Genomic DNA, 12,923 nt, shown 5'->3' with positions numbered 1-12,923 from the left:
AACATAATTATGCTCAAATAAAAATAAACCTGTCAGCCATAATGAACTGACAGGTTTATTTTTATAATTTCGTACGAACATTCCAAAGCTCTGGGAAGAATTGTTGATCAAGTACTCGCTTTAAATAAGAAACACCGGAGGATCCACCTGTACCCATTTTATGTCCAATAATTCTTTCTACTGTTTTCATATGACGGAAACGCCATTGTTGTAGCCAGTCTTCAATATCAATCAATTTTTCAGCAAGCTGATATAAATTCCAATATTTTTTCACATCCGCATACACTTCCAACCATGCTGCTTCTACTGTTGCATCTTCTTCATAAGGCTGCGTAATATCACGGTTTAACACATCTTTATGAATAGGGAATCCTTCTTTTACTAATGCTTGAATCGCGACATCATATAGACTTGGTGCATGTAGCGCTTTATGAAGTCGTGCATGTAATTCTGGATCCTTTTCATAAATTTTTAATGCGTGTGGCGTTTTATAGCCAAGTGCATACTCAATCATACGATATTGATACGATTGAAAACCTGAAGCTTGACCGAGTGAATCACGAAACTCAATATATTCTGATGGTGTTAATGTCGCAAGAATATCCCAAGATTGAATAATTTGAGACTGAATTTTTGATACACGTGCTAACATTTTAAAAGCTGGTTGTAATTTATCTTGTTTAATAGATTCAATCGCCGCATTTAGCTCATGTAAAATGAGCTTCATCCAAAGCTCACTTGCTTGGTGAATAACGATAAATAACATTTCATCATGATGGTCCGATAATCTTTTTTGAGAAGATAGTAAACTATCTAATTGTAAATACTCCCCATACGTCATATTCTCTTTAAAATCCGTATGAATCCCTTTTTCCATAATTACTTTTTCATTTTCTTTCATATTAGCCAAACGCCCCTTTTATATGATTCTACTTATATTGGTCTAATAACGGCTCGAACTGGACTTCCATCTGCATCAGTTAATGCAAGTGGTAATGCAATAAGTTCATAATCACCGTCTGCTACATGATCTAGTACGACATTTTCTAAAATATGAATTCCATGTTTAAATAATTGATGATGCGCTGCTAATTCTTTATCATCTAGCGGATCAACTGATGGTACATCTACTCCGATTAAACGAATACCTTTCTCTGAAAGAAACGACGCTATGTCTGCACGTAAATGAGGGATCACCTCTGGAAATTCTTCAGCTTTTCCATGTGAAGATGTACGTAATAATAATCGTTCTACACCTTCTAAATGAAAGCTTTCTAATTCCTTTTTCCCGATGCTTTTAAGATTAGAAACGTCAATAATCCGTGCTGGGCCAACATAAACTTGAACATCTAAATCCAATACTTTCTTTCCATCATTATCAAAATGAAATGGTGCATCAATATGAGTGCCTGTATGAATACTCATCGTTAACTTTCCGACATTTACTGAGCCACTTTCTTCTTTTGACCATGAAACTTCATACGAGAACGGTGTGTCTCCTGGCCACGTTGCAATATTATTATTTAGCGGTTGTGAAATATCAATCCACTCTGATGTTTTCATATTTATGCCACAACCTCTCGCTTATTTTCAAACTGCTTATACTCTTCATTTTTCATAATTTTCTTTAATATTTGTACAGATTTCCACACTTCTTCGTATGTGTTATATAAAGCGACCGGCGCAAGTCTCACCCCATTTGGCGCTCTAAAATCTGGAATTACTCCATTTGCTTTTAGTGCTTTACATATACGTGCTGCTTCTGCATGCTCTAAATAAATGTGCCCGCCTCGTTTTTCATCCTCTAATGGATTTCCAATTGTAAATTCGAAATCTTTTAATTCATGTCCAATTAAATTCAGCATGTATCTCGTAATATGTAAAGATTTCTCACGTAAACGTTCAATACCAGCATCTTTGAAAATTCCAAGTGAACCAATTAATGGTGCTGTACTTAATACGTGTGGTGTACCAATTTGATAAGCACCTGCATGATCAGCAGCTGTTAATGTATGCTCCATATCAAACTGTTTATCTTTTCTAGAACTAAACCATCCAGACAATCCTGGCAGTCTATTAAAATGTTTACTATTTACATAAAGGCCTGCAACACTACCCGGTCCTGCATTTAAATATTTATAATTGCACCAAACAGCAAAATCGACATCCCAATCTTTGAAATGATGCGGAATAGATCCTATTGAATGGCATAAATCAAATCCAATGTGAATGCCGCGTTTATGAGCTTCCGTTGTTAAACGTTTCATATCAAGAATTTGACCACTTCTATATAAAACAGAAGGTAATAAAATTAAAGCGATATCATCTTCCATCGCATGGATAATATCTTCTTCAGAAAGTGTTCTACCATCTCGGCTTTTCACTCTTACTAAATGCTCCTCTGGATCTAATCCTTTTAAACGAATTTGACTTTGAAGTGCATAAATATCTGATGGGAAAGTTAATTCATCCGCAAGTATTTTTGTACGTATTCCTTTTGGTTCGTAAAACGTCGCAATAACTTGGTGTATATTTGTAGTTGTAGAACCGGTTACAATAGTTTCTTCCGGTAAAGCACCAATAAGAGGGGCTGTAAGTTTACCTAATTTCTCTGAAAGGAAAAACCACGGGTGCTCACCTTCTGTCCAGCCGTCAATGCCATACTCTTTCCACGAATCTAGCAACGTAAGTAATGATTTCTCTGCTCTTTTTGAAAGTAGCCCTAATGAGTTTCCATCTAAATATATAGTACCTTCTTTTTTATAGAATTCAGTTTGAAAATCTTTCAGTTCATCATGTTTATCACATCCAAGCGCATACTCATAAGTTGGTTGAAATGGTTCTTTATACATGGTGTCACCTTCTCTTAATTTTCTTTTTATTCTAACTAATTGAAATATATCACCTTAATTGATACAACGTCAATGATATTATGTCAGTTGACTTTATATATGAACTTCTTTTACAATACAGTTATATTTTCAGATATTTCAGTATAAAGAGGTGATTCTTTGAAAAACTCTACTCTTTCATCAAGAAAACACCGCTCCTTAGAAACGAAGAAGAAACTATTACACTCTGGTTACACTATTTTTACAAATAATGGATTTCAAAAAACGACAATTACACAAATTATTAAACATGCAGAAACTGGTTACGGAACAGCATATGTATACTTCAAAAACAAAGATGATCTCCTAATTAGTTTAATGGAAGATGTTATGAATCGTTTTTATAATATCGCTGAACGCTCTTTTTCTCCACAAACAAAAGAGGAAGCACGTATAATGATCCAAAATCAAGTTAGAGCATTCCTGCAATTAGCAAATGAAGAACGCGCTATTTTGCAAGTTGTAGAGGAAGCGATAGGATTATCAAAAGAAATACGGCAAAAATGGGATGAGATTCGGGAACGTTTTATAACAAGTATTAAACAGGATATTACTTACTCTCAAGAAAGTGGATTAGCACAACTTAATTTAAATAAAGAGATTGTAGCACGCGGTTGGTTCGCGATGAATGAATCGTTTCTTTGGACTATTACGCAAAATGATAAAAAGATTAACTTAGAGGAAATTGTGTATACGTTAACGGAGATGTATACGACCGGGTTATATAAATAGCACACCTTCAATAAGTAAGGTGTGTTATTTTACATCTATAAAAATATATTATCTGGGTATGGTAGCGCTAAAGTAGGCTTTTCAGAAAATGAGAAATATTGTAGTTTTAAAGATTCACCATCTATCGATTTCAGTTTTCCACTAGTAATTTCACATTCAAACACAACAACAATATATTCTACTTGATCGCCATTCGGATATATATGACGGAACCTTTCCCCTCCAAATACCCCTTTTTGTTTTTTTACTCGTACTTTCAATCCTGTTTCTTCCCATACTTCCCGAATTACTGCTTCTTCTGGAGTTTCCCCAGGTTCAATTGCTCCAGCCGGCAAACTCCAATATTCTCCGCCAGGATATTGAAATAAGATTTCTCCCTGCTCGTTTTTAATAACTGCAGCTACACTTGGCATGAATATTAGTTCATGGCCTAATTGCTCACGGATTTTTTTATAATATAGCGACATCGACATATAATTCTCTCCCACCCCAATAATAAACAACTGTATTTTCTGACACCTATTGTATAATAATACCAATAGCAATTTCTATATAGAAAGGATAAGAAAATGACCCAAGTACAACTAGTAAATAGCTTTCTATCATTTTTAGGTACGACAAAACAGCCTACTAGCTTAAAGTTTTTAAATGAGCTTATTAAAGCTCATCAAGAAAAAATAAAATGGGAAACCCTTACTAAAATAATTGACTGGGAAAAGGGTAATGAAACAGGTAATTATTTTCCTTCCATTGAGACATACATAAACCGTATTACAACAAAAGGTCTCGGGGGTACTTGTTGGACGCACTCAATTGGATTCCATTGGTTATTATCAAATCTTGGTTTTAATATTCATTATATGTATATGGATCCCGGACATTTATGCTTACGGGTTAACTTAGACCAACCTTATTATGTTGATGTTGGTTATTGTGCACCTTTATTCCAAGCTTACCCACTTTATGAATCATTTCAAATAAGTAATGTAAGAGAAACTTTCACTTATGAAGTCTCAAATAATAGGATTAAAATTGCTAGAAATCCAGGTCCAGCAAAAATCTTACATACAGATCCAATACATTTATCAAGTATGAAAGAACTCGTTACAAAGTCTAACGATTGGCATACATCTCCTGTATTAAAGAAACTTCAGATTTTCGGTTATATCGATGGTATTCCAACTTCTATTAATGATAATGTTTTAAAACGATATTTCCAAGGTAAGAAAAGAGAACAAATCATTACATCTTCTGAACTTAATTATTGGATAACAGAAAGATTTTGTGTTGATAAAGAAATATATGAAAGAGCTATTGAGATTTTCAATGAAAAATCTTCAAACAGTAAAAGCGTTACTCATGAGATTGAGTAACGCTTTTACCTTAATATATTTTAATATTAATCTTCTTTATGATAAGCAGCTTCTACACATTCTGCTAGACGTTCCATTTGTTCCATAGTTAAACCTCGTGAAATCCAACCTGTTAACTTATACATCATTTTATAATAAAAATTACTAGGTTCATATTCTGAAATTAATGTTAGTGCTGTACCTTCCTCATCTTCTTCTAACATATAAGTCATTGCTGAATATCCTTGCTTCATTTCACTACCAAGTGAAATAATATGCGGTGTATCGTATTCAAGAATTTCTACTTCTGCCTCGAATATTTTCTTACCGACTTTTTGAACAGTAATATATTTATCTCCTACACGTGGATTCTCTTTATCCATATTTGAAGGATAGCGATTTTCTATTATAAACGTATTCCATTCTTTTATTTTTTCATCTTCTATTATATAGTCACATACAATATCCATTGGTGCTTTTATTACTATTTCAATTGCAAAACTCATTATACTGCCCCTCTCAAATACCCTATCCATTTCTATTTAACTAAATCATTATGCCATATTTTATATAGTGAAATACAAGTAGAATTTTAACTTTTTATTGTGAGGGGGATTCAATAAATAATCATTTTTTATTAATTTAAAAACTTATTCATACAAAATATTTTATTAAAGATACAACAATTAAAAACAAAGCCACGAGTAGTAAAGCAATCCCTATACTTCTATTTTCTTTTTCGTTATTTTTTAAATTTTGCACGCCTAAGCTAACTAACACAAACCCTAAAAGCGTTTGTAAAATTAGCATACTCATTTCCGAAGTATCATTCCAACTATAAATGGAATACCCCATTACAATAATTGCAAGTACAATCGTTAAGATCCTATTCATATGAAAATCCTTCCTATAAAAAAAGAAGCCACTAAGTTTCCTTAGTGGTTTTATTAACAATTTATATTTAGTAAAATTACTTTTTATGAGTTTGATATAAGTCAATAGAATTTCCTGGCCAATATAACTATGTATGTTAGCACACTTTTTCTTTATTCAGTCTACTTACAATTCCAACTATAAATTTATATTCAATCCTCTTCTTCTTAATCTTTTTAAATCCTTCTTTCGTATCAAAAATTAAACACGTTTTCCGAAACCACATTCGTACATATAGTGACTCAAAATAAATAGGTTTTATAATTCCTCGTTCTTCAAATTCAGTTCCATCTTTATTTTCGGTTTCTGTTCGAACGAACCACCTATTTCCGAAGCCGATTTCAATATACTTCACATAAGTCCCCCTTCCGGGAATTATTTTCTAACAATTCTATTATTTCCCCGGTAAGCGCACATTCCGACAGAACATGAGCCCACAAAGAAAAAGTAGATTACAAAAATCTACTTTATAACTTATATTTTTGCATTCGTTTATAGAATGTACTACGGGGTACATCTAATAGTTTTGCAGCTAACGAAACATTTCCGTTTGTCTTTTGTAATGCTTCAATCATGCTATCACGCTGTATTTTTTCGCGAAAATGTAATGTCTGTTCTGTTTTATTTTCAACTTGTAACTCAAGTTGTTGTTGATTTCCCGTCATTGTTTGTATCAAAAAAGCGACTTGTTTTTCGCATATTTCCCGTCCTTGCGACAAAATGTAAATGCGTTCTAATACATTTACTAGTTCCCGAATATTTCCGGGCCATGTATGTTGTAAAAATTGATTGTATATACTCTTTGGAAATACAACATTCCAATTCTTCCGTTCGCAAAAGTGTTGTATAAAATATGGGATATCCTCTTTTCTTTCTATTAACGATGGAACATATAACGGATAAACGTGCAAACGATAATATAAATCTTGACGGAATTTCCCTTCTTCTACTAACCTTAGTAAATCTTTATGTGTAGCAGTAATAATACGAATATTTACTGGTACCTCTTTTGAACTTCCTATTGGAGTTATTGTGCGTTCTTGTAAAACACGCAATAAGGCTACTTGCATCTCTGGTGGTACTTCGCCAATTTCATCTAAAAACAGTGTTCCTCCATTCGCTTGTTCAAATTTCCCTTTATATCCTTGACGTCGCGCACCTGTAAACGCACCTTCAGCATAACCGAACAATTCACTTTCCATTAATTCTTTAGGAAAAGAACCGCAGTTAACAGCTATAAAGGGTCCGTCTTTTCTTGGACTATTTTCATGAATCGCTCTCGCGACATATTCCTTTCCTACTCCTGTCTCACCACATACATACACACTAGCATCAGTCGGTGAAACAAGCTTAATTTCTTCTAGTGTGTGTTGAAATGCTTTACTTGTCCCGGTAACTCCTGGAAAAGTAATTCCTTTTATAAATGTGAAAGCAGAATATGTATTCATTTGTTTGTTTTCCTTTAAATACATACATTTCCCGATCATTCTTTCATTACTATATACCGGTATCTCTAATTTAGTTTCCAATCCATGGTGCACTAAATCTTCAAGTTTCATTCTTGACCAATTAGTTACTCGTTCCCGAACGCTCTTACTCGCAGAAACGATAACATCACGATGATTACAAATAACTACTTGTTCATCACTATCAATGACATCTAAAAAACGATGGATTAAGTGTAATTCATTTTGATGAACTCTTATGCTACATTCACGTTCTATCGCATGTGCAATTGAAGTTACCATACCGAGCATATATGGATGCGAAAATTCAATTGGACAGGAGAAATCTAGAACACCAATTAATTTCCCGTCATCATTATGAATGGGAGCAGCCGCACAACTCCAGCTATGAGATACCACGGAGTAATGTTCAGTACCACTTATCATAATAGCTTCTTCAATTTCTAGCGCTGTTCCTATTGCGTTTGTCCCCACAGCTGCTTCCGTCCATTTTACACCTTCAATAAAATTAATATGTTTCGCTCGCTTTAACGTTTGTTTATTTCCACTTAAGGATAGGACATAACCATCTGGATCGATTAATAATGCCATCATTTGTAGTTCATCAATGGTTTTTCTCATATTTTGTATTTGGGGTAATGCTATATCAAGGAAAATTTCACTCTTTTTCTTTTGTTCTCGAAAAATATTAGAAGACAAAACTTTCTGACCTTTATTCATATGAGGATTAACATTAGCCTGTTTACATCGATGCCACGATTCTGAAATTCTTTGATTTATGCGATTTGAATCAAGAACACCTTCATTAACAAACTTTTTCCATGTATGTAAGTAAAACGGTGAAGCTAACATTGTATCATCTCCCTTTTAATTGTTTTGGAGATTTATAAAACATACTTTTATTATAAAACTGAATAAAAGCGTTTTCAATACAACTAGCAATACGACACAAATATGTTAATAATTTGAATATCCTAATGCACTTCTTTATTCTTTTTTAGTAGCACTATATTTTGTATAATGGACGCAAACAAAATACATAACCAAAACCACTTTTGTGGATTACCATTTATAAAGAAAACAATCACGGCTATTGCAAATAAAATAGCGGATGCTAAACTAAAATATAATTTTGTTTTCATTCCTATTATCCCTCACCCCTCTGTTACTTTACAGTACATACTAACTCTTCATTTTTCATCTCTACTATGTACTCCTGTAAAACATATTCTTTCCCGCCATGGTTTTCATACCATTCATGTATTCCTTTAATATGCCTCTCGTCACTTCTAATTTTCGATTCTATTTCATTATACTGTTCATAACTATCATATTCCCATATGGCAAATACTTCAGACGTACCATTCTTATTATCTTTCATCCAGCGTCCTATTAGCCTAGAACCATGCTTTAATTGATTAGGTAAGTTCGTATTATTGAAATGATCATTAAATACTTCTATGAATTCATTTTTCACTACATAGTACTTCCTTCTGTAAAACATACTTCTTCACCTCTTTCATGAAAAGTATTAGTAAATCTTCCCATCAATACCGTATTATAATACTTTCCATCCGATAGTCTTTTGTCATTTTTCAAAATGCCTTCTACTTCAAAACCTAATTTTTTATACAGATGAATAGCTTTCTCGTTTGTCTCTAATACTTGTAAAGATATTTTATTTACTGCATTTTCGTCAGCCCATTTAATAGATTGTTGTAATAGGCTCTTCCCCATTCTATATCCCCAAAACTCTTTTAAAATGCAAACGCCAAACTCCACTTTATGAGATAATCTCTTAAAATTTGATCCTTCACATCTTGAAAATCCAACGATTCGATTGTGCACTTCTGCAACTAAAAAGAGATTCTTCGTCTCTTCACTATCTGTTTTTATTATTTTTTGAAACCCTAGGTCATCTATAAATCCCTCTCCAGCATCTCTATCCATATTTTCAGTTTCTCCATCAATCTGAACTCTAATTTTCGATAACTGCTCAGCATCTTTCTCAGCTGCAGAACGAATTGTATAAGTTAATCCATTTATATAAAACTCTTGCTCTTTTACAATCATGTCAAACTCCTTTCAAATGAATATAATGGCGCTATTACAACTTGTTTACCTTGTTTCTCAAAGTCCTGAACAGTTTCTTTACTAGCCTCTTCGTCAGTTATAATAATGTCAATTTTTTTTAGAGACTCTCCTCTTATAAAACAATCTATTCCAAGTTTATTATGCGGAACTAAACAAATATTTCTTCTAGCAATTTCACTTACTCTTTTACTAAAATAAGCAACTTCAGGTGTTGCGGTACTAATACCTTGTAATGAAATGCCTCCACCTGTAGAGAAATACAGATCAATAGAAAATCTACTTATCAATTCAGAGGCAAGTGTATCAGTAATATTCCCTGAAGGTTTTACTTTTCCGCCAATTAAATACGTATCAATATTCTTATATTCTCGTAGATAACCAGCTATTTCTATAGAATTCGTAATAACCGTAAATGATACTTCCGGTAAATATTTCAGCATCGCATTATGAACGGAAGCCCCACCAATAAAAATTGAATCACCTTCTTGTATATAAGATACCGCAACTCTTGCAATTGTGTCCTCATATATTGAGCTATCACTATAACGTTTAGTTGGTTCCGCAGCTAAGTTTCTCACTCGCGTAAGTTCAATTGCACCTCCGTGCGTTCTTTTTAATAAACCATCCTTTTCCATAATAGACAAATCTCTTCTTATAGAATCAATAGACATATCAAATCTTTCCGCAAGATCCTTTGCTATTACTCTTCCATCTGTATTAAGTAGTTCTAAAATTTTCTCTCGACGTTCTTCAGTAAACATGTTATCACCACCGTTATTGAAGGTTCAGAAACTTAAACTTTATTTTAATTATATGCATGCCTCTTCCGTTTTACAATATTTTCAATTCTTATTTATTCCGTTTTATACAGTCTTCTCCCTCTTTCTATCCTGTTAACTTAACAACCAAATAAATGTATATCTGTATATTACGCAAAAATACTTCCATTTACCTTCCTATTGATGTGAAATTATTCCTATGTTTTACTTTTTAATACAGAAAGGGATTACTATGAAATCATTAATCAAAACGACATGTACAGCATTATTATTTACTGGAATATTAACAGGATGTAATAGCAATACTACATCAAAACAAGAAAAGAGCGCTCTCGAAAAGAATGCAATGCACTATGGAGAAATAGTTAAAAATGAATACTATAGAGCGACAGTTGATAATGCAAAGTTTGAAAAAATAGACAAAGAGCGGCGCCTTACTACTCGTGTTATGATTAATAATGTTCGAGACGATGGACAAACTATTGATCTTTCGGAAATAAAATATTTCATACAAGATGAAAAAACTGGTCAGAAATATGAAGGTGAAGCTCATCCGATAGATGACGAGCACTATAAAAATGTTCCACACGAATTCTCTTTAACTACTGACATTGTGTTTGAACTGAAAACTTCACCAAAAGATTTAAATAATATGTATTTATATATAGATAGCAAAGCAGCGCCGTTAACAGATACATATTGGAAGCTTGATAATTTAGTATCTAAATAGAAAGACCAGTCTTACATGACTGGTCTTTTACATTCATACATTTAACTTTCATTAACACTTATATTCATTTTCTAATAACAACTTGAATAACATCAGCTAAACCAGTGTGCCCTTTCCCTTCAATTCGCTCTTGTTCGCCATTAAAGAAATGAATTACCTTATGTTCTTCACACCAAGTAAGGATATCAATTGGATCATACAGCATATCAACATCTTTTGGTCCACCAGTACCATAGTTTATTTGTTTTTTTGAGTAAACTTCAAACATAATTAAACCACCAGGCTTTATCGTTTGTATCATTTTACCTAATATCATTTTTTTATAATCATCATGAAAATGTCCAAATACCATAATTGCTGCATCATATTCATTTTCTGGCAAACTATCAGCTAATAAATCTACTTTTTTTGTATGCACGTTTACGTTATGCTTCTCTGCCAATTTTTTTGTCTTCTCTAATCCATCTTCCGAATAATCAATAGCTGTTACTTCGTTCCCTTGTCTTGCTAGAAATACAGCATTTCTACCTTCTCCCTCCGCGAAAGCTATTACTTTATCGTGATTTGCTAAACGAAATGCTTGTTCTTTAATAAATGTATTAGGTTCTTCCCCGTAAAAATATTCATCTGATTTATATCGATCATTCCAAAATTTAGTCATCATCTTCTCTCCTTCTTCATATCATTTTCTAACTACAATTAAAGATATCAAAGAGTCTTTTTATCCTTAATTAATTTAAAAATAAAAGCAGATTAAAAATCCACTTTTATTTTTTTCGCAAGATCTACGATTTTTTGATTTCGTAACTCTTCTTCCATTTTCTCTTCTGCTGCAAGCATTACTTCATTAATTAAACATCCAGGTTTGTCATGTAAACAACATTCAAACAATGATGTTTTACCTTCAATTGCATGTATAATATCTAAAAATGAAATATCTTCCCAATTCTTACTAAGCGAGTAACCGCCCTTTGGACCAGATGATGAATGTATCATCCCTTCCTTCGTCAACTTAGTTAGTATTTTAGACAAGTACGTTGGTGAAACATTTTGCATTTCTGCTAATTGGTGAACACTAACTAACTTATTTGGTGTAGCCTTTGCCAGAAAAAGCATTGTATGAAGAGCATAATTTGTAGCTTTAGAATATTTCATAGTACAGCCCCTATTGTAGACTTCATGTATCTACAATAACTTTATTTTTTTATTATGTCAAACGTTTGTAATGCTCCATAAAAAATTATTTCTTCACAAGTAATACATCTGTCGCACAAATCGTCACTTCTCTAAATGGACAGTCGAATAAAACACCTAGTTCAAAACCATCTTCAGTAAGAGCTATTTCATGATATAACCACCAAGCATTTTCAAAGTTTTCCGGCATAGAACACTTTGTTACTCCTATAAAGGTTACTTCAAATTTATCAAATTCACTAAAAGTACCACTGCAATCTAATACGATAGACAAAGTATCTTCTTTTACTACTTTAATTACACTGTCGTGTAATGATGTCTTGTGTAACTGAACGACATTTGACGGAAGTTTTTTCTCAATGGAATTAAAATATTCTACGTATGATTGATCTAATTGTGCCACTCTTTTCTCATAATCTGTTGACCACTTTCACATACGTTTTTTCAGTTCATCTGATGGGTATTCTGAATTAGTTGTGATGTTTTGTATAATTGAGTATATCGATTCAGGAAGGAACTTTAATAAATCTATTTTCCTTTTCTCAATTTCCTCCTTTAAACTTTCTATATCCATTTCCGACCATTCTTTTATAGAATCTATAAAACTTACAAATTCTAAAACTTGCATTTCTTTATACCAATCTCTTGTAAAATATTTCAATGACACCTCTCCTAAAACATCTTTACATCCAGTAAAAACAATATATCCACTTATTATATCATTCCAATAACCATTCTTTCTAAAGAAAAAA

Annotated in this window: 16 protein-coding genes and 1 pseudogene; 3 read left to right on the top strand and 14 right to left on the bottom strand. The window is 32.8% G+C overall.

Going from position 1 to position 12,923, the window contains the following annotated elements; translation table 11 throughout:
• Positions 1–61: 61 nt before the first annotated feature.
• Genes kynA through kynU form a run of 3 tightly spaced genes read right to left on the bottom strand, consistent with a single transcriptional unit; the run spans position 62 to position 2,852 of the window.
• Positions 62–901: a tryptophan 2,3-dioxygenase gene (gene kynA / locus ACTFP3_RS20645; protein WP_000661957.1), complete on the bottom strand. Its 840-nt coding sequence runs from the start codon at positions 899–901 to the stop codon at positions 62–64.
• Positions 902–933: 32 nt separating this feature from the next.
• Entirely contained in the window at positions 934–1,563 is a 630-nt protein-coding gene (kynB, locus tag ACTFP3_RS20640) for an arylformamidase (RefSeq protein ID WP_242554508.1), read from the bottom strand.
• 2 nt (positions 1,564–1,565) lie between these two features.
• Complete coding sequence (gene kynU, locus ACTFP3_RS20635) at positions 1,566–2,852, bottom strand: kynureninase (RefSeq protein ID WP_326036490.1); 1,287 nt, start codon at positions 2,850–2,852, stop codon at positions 1,566–1,568.
• Between the two features lie 159 nt (positions 2,853–3,011).
• Between kynU and ACTFP3_RS20630 the strand changes: the two genes are divergently transcribed.
• On the top strand, positions 3,012–3,623 hold the full coding sequence (locus tag ACTFP3_RS20630) for a TetR/AcrR family transcriptional regulator (protein ID WP_326036489.1): 612 nt from the start codon (positions 3,012–3,014) through the stop codon (positions 3,621–3,623).
• Positions 3,624–3,658: 35 nt separating this feature from the next.
• On the opposite strand, the gene ACTFP3_RS20625 is transcribed toward ACTFP3_RS20630, so the two are convergent.
• Positions 3,659–4,096: an NUDIX hydrolase gene (locus ACTFP3_RS20625; RefSeq protein ID WP_119683510.1), complete on the bottom strand. Its 438-nt coding sequence runs from the start codon at positions 4,094–4,096 to the stop codon at positions 3,659–3,661.
• Between the two features lie 96 nt (positions 4,097–4,192).
• Between ACTFP3_RS20625 and ACTFP3_RS20620 the strand changes: the two genes are divergently transcribed.
• Positions 4,193–4,996 (top strand): hypothetical protein, encoded by an 804-nt coding sequence (locus ACTFP3_RS20620; protein ID WP_326036488.1) that lies wholly within the window; start codon positions 4,193–4,195, stop codon positions 4,994–4,996.
• Between the two features lie 26 nt (positions 4,997–5,022).
• On the opposite strand, the gene ACTFP3_RS20615 is transcribed toward ACTFP3_RS20620, so the two are convergent.
• From ACTFP3_RS20615 to ACTFP3_RS20585, 7 genes are all read right to left on the bottom strand, one after another.
• Positions 5,023–5,481 carry an SRPBCC family protein gene (locus tag ACTFP3_RS20615; protein WP_119683512.1) on the bottom strand — a complete coding sequence of 153 codons (459 nt, stop codon included), beginning with the start codon at positions 5,479–5,481 and terminating at the stop codon, positions 5,023–5,025.
• Positions 5,482–5,629: 148 nt separating this feature from the next.
• A complete protein-coding gene (locus ACTFP3_RS20610; RefSeq protein WP_326036487.1) occupies positions 5,630–5,869 on the bottom strand; it encodes a DUF3953 domain-containing protein in 240 nt (79 codons plus the stop codon).
• A gap of 136 nt (positions 5,870–6,005) precedes the next feature.
• Positions 6,006–6,263: a DUF3977 family protein gene (locus tag ACTFP3_RS20605; protein ID WP_000873828.1), complete on the bottom strand. Its 258-nt coding sequence runs from the start codon at positions 6,261–6,263 to the stop codon at positions 6,006–6,008.
• 112 nt (positions 6,264–6,375) lie between these two features.
• A complete protein-coding gene (locus ACTFP3_RS20600; protein ID WP_326036486.1) occupies positions 6,376–8,226 on the bottom strand; it encodes a sigma-54-dependent Fis family transcriptional regulator in 1,851 nt (616 codons plus the stop codon).
• A gap of 313 nt (positions 8,227–8,539) precedes the next feature.
• Positions 8,540–8,878: an NIPSNAP family protein gene (locus tag ACTFP3_RS20595; RefSeq protein WP_000499992.1), complete on the bottom strand. Its 339-nt coding sequence runs from the start codon at positions 8,876–8,878 to the stop codon at positions 8,540–8,542.
• On the bottom strand, positions 8,851–9,447 hold the full coding sequence (locus ACTFP3_RS20590; protein ID WP_000635680.1) for a GNAT family N-acetyltransferase: 597 nt from the start codon (positions 9,445–9,447) through the stop codon (positions 8,851–8,853). Before ACTFP3_RS20590 ends, ACTFP3_RS20595 begins: the two co-directional genes overlap by 28 nt.
• Entirely contained in the window at positions 9,444–10,229 is a 786-nt protein-coding gene (locus ACTFP3_RS20585) for a DeoR/GlpR family DNA-binding transcription regulator (RefSeq protein ID WP_000493642.1), read from the bottom strand. The genes ACTFP3_RS20590 and ACTFP3_RS20585 overlap by 4 nt, the downstream gene beginning before the upstream one ends.
• A 250-nt stretch (positions 10,230–10,479) precedes the next feature.
• Here ACTFP3_RS20585 and ACTFP3_RS20580 point away from each other — a divergent pair, with 250 nt between their 5' ends.
• Complete coding sequence (locus ACTFP3_RS20580; RefSeq protein WP_440011090.1) at positions 10,480–10,977, top strand: hypothetical protein; 498 nt, start codon at positions 10,480–10,482, stop codon at positions 10,975–10,977.
• Between the two features lie 64 nt (positions 10,978–11,041).
• Here ACTFP3_RS20580 and ACTFP3_RS20575 read toward each other — a convergent pair whose 3' ends face one another.
• The 3 genes and pseudogenes from ACTFP3_RS20575 to ACTFP3_RS20565 form a co-directional block, all read right to left on the bottom strand.
• The gene (locus tag ACTFP3_RS20575) at positions 11,042–11,641 is read right to left on the bottom strand and encodes a class I SAM-dependent methyltransferase (RefSeq protein WP_002178251.1); all 600 of its coding nucleotides are present in this window, start codon (positions 11,639–11,641) and stop codon (positions 11,042–11,044) included.
• Positions 11,642–11,730: 89 nt separating this feature from the next.
• Positions 11,731–12,132, bottom strand: a complete 402-nt coding sequence (locus ACTFP3_RS20570; protein WP_000877650.1) for an Rrf2 family transcriptional regulator — start codon at positions 12,130–12,132, stop codon at positions 11,731–11,733.
• Between the two features lie 85 nt (positions 12,133–12,217).
• A pseudogene (locus tag ACTFP3_RS20565) lies at positions 12,218–12,832 on the bottom strand (DUF4085 domain-containing protein).
• Positions 12,833–12,923: the final 91 nt, after the last annotated feature.

The organism is Bacillus cereus group sp. MYBK5-2 (assembly GCF_051915685.1).
GTDB lineage: Bacteria > Bacillota > Bacilli > Bacillales > Bacillaceae_G > Bacillus_A > Bacillus_A cereus.
Note: the sequence above shows the minus strand (reverse complement) of the source record. Positions and strands in the feature narration are given on the sequence as shown.

Coding starts and splice junctions, on each gene's coding strand:
- kynA (WP_000661957.1), bottom strand. CDS start 901: ATGAAAGAAAATGAAAAAGTAATTATGGAAAAAGGGATTCATACGGAT.
- kynB (WP_242554508.1), bottom strand. CDS start 1,563: ATGAAAACATCAGAGTGGATTGATATTTCACAACCGCTAAATAATAAT.
- kynU (WP_326036490.1), bottom strand. CDS start 2,852: ATGTATAAAGAACCATTTCAACCAACTTATGAGTATGCGCTTGGATGT.
- ACTFP3_RS20625 (WP_119683510.1), bottom strand. CDS start 4,096: ATGTCGATGTCGCTATATTATAAAAAAATCCGTGAGCAATTAGGCCAT.
- ACTFP3_RS20620 (WP_326036488.1), top strand. CDS start 4,193: ATGACCCAAGTACAACTAGTAAATAGCTTTCTATCATTTTTAGGTACG.
- ACTFP3_RS20615 (WP_119683512.1), bottom strand. CDS start 5,481: ATGAGTTTTGCAATTGAAATAGTAATAAAAGCACCAATGGATATTGTA.
- ACTFP3_RS20610 (WP_326036487.1), bottom strand. CDS start 5,869: ATGAATAGGATCTTAACGATTGTACTTGCAATTATTGTAATGGGGTAT.
- ACTFP3_RS20600 (WP_326036486.1), bottom strand. CDS start 8,226: ATGTTAGCTTCACCGTTTTACTTACATACATGGAAAAAGTTTGTTAAT.
- ACTFP3_RS20595 (WP_000499992.1), bottom strand. CDS start 8,878: ATGTTTTACAGAAGGAAGTACTATGTAGTGAAAAATGAATTCATAGAA.
- ACTFP3_RS20590 (WP_000635680.1), bottom strand. CDS start 9,447: ATGATTGTAAAAGAGCAAGAGTTTTATATAAATGGATTAACTTATACA.
- ACTFP3_RS20585 (WP_000493642.1), bottom strand. CDS start 10,229: ATGTTTACTGAAGAACGTCGAGAGAAAATTTTAGAACTACTTAATACA.
- ACTFP3_RS20580 (WP_440011090.1), top strand. CDS start 10,480: ATGAAATCATTAATCAAAACGACATGTACAGCATTATTATTTACTGGA.
- ACTFP3_RS20575 (WP_002178251.1), bottom strand. CDS start 11,641: ATGATGACTAAATTTTGGAATGATCGATATAAATCAGATGAATATTTT.
- ACTFP3_RS20570 (WP_000877650.1), bottom strand. CDS start 12,132: ATGAAATATTCTAAAGCTACAAATTATGCTCTTCATACAATGCTTTTT.